Origin of the sequence: Phenylobacterium sp., from assembly GCF_030645195.1 — a bacterium.
Lineage (GTDB): Bacteria > Pseudomonadota > Alphaproteobacteria > Caulobacterales > Caulobacteraceae > Phenylobacterium.
On sequence record NZ_JAUSLW010000224.1, the window covers coordinates 1 to 2,647 of the forward strand.

The 2,647-nt window shown below is 70.0% G+C and carries 2 protein-coding genes; both read left to right on the plus strand.

Going from position 1 to position 2,647, the window contains the following annotated elements; genetic code table 11:
- The first annotated feature begins 40 nt into the window (after positions 1 to 40).
- Entirely contained in the window at positions 41 to 895 is an 855-nt protein-coding gene (gene sigJ, locus Q7T09_RS20070) for an RNA polymerase sigma factor SigJ (protein WP_304702010.1), read from the plus strand.
- A gap of 42 nt (positions 896 to 937) precedes the next feature.
- Positions 938 to 2,647, plus strand: a 1,710-nt coding sequence (gene dnaG / locus Q7T09_RS20075; RefSeq protein ID WP_304702008.1) for a DNA primase, incomplete at its 3' end; no start/stop codon positions are given.

A 2,647-nucleotide genomic window follows, 5' to 3' on the forward strand; every position in this document is an offset into this window, starting at 1 on the left:
TGGCCGGCGAGGCTGCGCCCTTCCAGAGGCTGGCCGCCTGATGACCGACGTTGACGCCTTCGAAACCCAGCGCCCCCGGCTGATCCGCCTGGCCTACCGCATGCTGGGTTCGGTGGCGGAGGCCGAGGACGCGGTGCAGGACGCCTGGCTGCGCTGGACACGGGCGGCCGAAGATGTCGCCGACCCCGCCGCCTGGCTGGTGCGGGTCACCAGCCGCCTCTGCATTGACCGCCTGCGGGCCGCCAAGACCCAGCGCGCGGCCTATCGCGGCCCCTGGCTGCCCGAGCCGCTGATCGAGGAGCTGAGCGTCGATCCGGTGGAGCGGGCCGAGGACGTCTCGGTGGCCTTTCTGCTGACCCTGGAGCGGCTGTCGCCTCTGGAGCGCGCGGTCTTCCTGCTGCACGACGTCTTCGACGAGGACTATGCCGAGGTAGCGCAGACCCTAGGCAAGACCGAGCCCGCCGTGCGCCAGCTGGCCACCCGCGCCCGGGCCCACGTCAAGGAGACCCGGCCCCGCTTCACCGTCAGCCAGGAGGACGCCGCCAAGCTGGCCGCCGCCTTCATGGCCGCCGCCGCCGAGGGGGACATGGCGGCGCTTTCGGCCGTGCTGGCGGAGGATGCGGTCATGGTCACCGACGGCGGCGGCAAGCGCAAAGCCGCCCTGCGTCCCCTGATCGGCCGCGAGGACATCGTGCGCCTGCTGGAGGGCCTGGCCTGGCGGGGCGCGGAGGCCTTTCCCCTCAGCTTCCGCTCCGTCCGCATCAACGGCTATCCGGGCCTGGTGCTGATCCGCGAGGACGGCCCGATGACCGTGGCCTTCCAGCCCGGCGCGGACGGTAAGCTCGACGGCATCTACATGATGCGCAATCCGGAGAAGCTGGGGCATCTGGCCTGACGACAGGCTGTCGGATCGAACGACAGCCCCGTATGATGGCGCGTGCGCTTCGACGAACGCTTCCTAGACGAGATCAAGTCCCGCCTTCGCCCCTCCGATGTCATCGGAAAGACGGTGAAGCTGCGGCGGCAGGGGCGCGAGTATGTGGGGCTGTCGCCCTTCACCAAGGAGAAGACCCCGTCGTTCTATGTGAACGACGACAAGGGCCAGTTCTTCGACTTCTCCTCGGGCAAGACCGGCGATCTGATCAGCTTCCTGCAGGAGACCGAGCGGCTGTCCTTCGTGGAGGCCGTGGAACGGCTGGCGGCCGAGGCCGGGGTGCCGCTGCCCGCTGTCGATCCCCGCGCCGCCGAGCAGGAGAAGGTGCGCCAGGGTCTGTCGGACTGGCTGGAGCTGGCGGCCCAGTGGTTCGAGGCCGAGCTGCGGCGTCCGGTCGGCAAGGCCGCTCGCGACTATCTGGAGCGCCGGGGCCTGCCGGAGAGCGAGTGGGCCCGGTTCCGCCTGGGCTATTCCCCAGCCGGCCGCACGGCCCTGAAGGACTACCTGATCGCCAAGGGCGCCTTGCCCGGCGAACTGGTGGAGACCGGGATGCTGATCGCGCCGGAGGAGGGGGGCTCCCCCTATGACCGGTTCCGCGACCGCATCATCTTCCCCATCACCGACCCCCGGGGCCGGGTGGTGTCCTTCGGCGGCCGGGCCCTCGATCCCCAGGCCCGCGCCAAGTACCTGAACGGACCCGAGACCTCGCTCTTCCACAAGGGCCACCTGCTCTACGGCCTGGCCGAGAGCCGCAAGATCCTGGCCGCCGCCCCCTCCGGCGAGACCCCGCCGCTGGCGGTGGTGGAGGGCTATATGGACGCCATCGCCTGCCAGAGGGCCGGGATCGCCGCCGTGGCGCCCATGGGCACGGCGCTCACCGAGGAGCAGATGGAGCTGCTGTGGCGCCACCACGCAGAGCCCACCCTCTGTTTCGACGGCGACCGGGCCGGCATCCAGGCGGTGAGCCGCGCCATCGACCGCGCCCTGCCGATCCTCAAGCCCGGAAAGAGTTTCCAGTTCGCGGTGGTGGAGGGCGGCAAGGATCCCGATGAGGTTCTGCGCGAACAGGGCCCCGCGGCCCTGCGCGGCCAGCTGGCCGATACCATTCCCTTCGTCGAGGCCCTGTTCGCCCGCGAGCGCGACCTGGAGAACCTCGACACGCCGGAGCGCAAGGCCGGCTTCAAGGCCCGCCTGCGCCACATCGCCGCGACCATCGCCGACAAGGACCTGCAGCAGGCCTATCGCGAGGAGCTGCTGAAGCGGTTCGACGCCGCCTTCGGTCGACAGCCGCAGCAGGCCTTCCAGCCGCAGCAGGGGCGCAGGCCCTATACCAAGGGCCGGTTCTGGAAGCCCGAGGACGAGGCCATGCGCCCGCAATCGGCCCTGGCCCAGACCCGGAACATGGTGGCCACGGGCTCACGCCTCGATCCGACCCTGGCCGCCCTGGCCCAATACGCGCTCAACGATCCGGCGGTCCTGGACGACCACTTGGAGGAGTCCTTCACCGCCAAGGGGTTCGGCGATCCGACCCTTTCGGAATTGGCGAAGGAAGTCATCCGTCTGCGTCTGGACGCCGAACACCTTGACTCTGCGACCCTCACACGCCATCTGGCGTCTTGCGGGTTTAACGCGCTCCTGACAGACATCGACCGGGCCGCCACGCAAGCGGGCGCGCCCTTCATGAAACCGGATGTCTCCCTCGAAGCCGCTAGA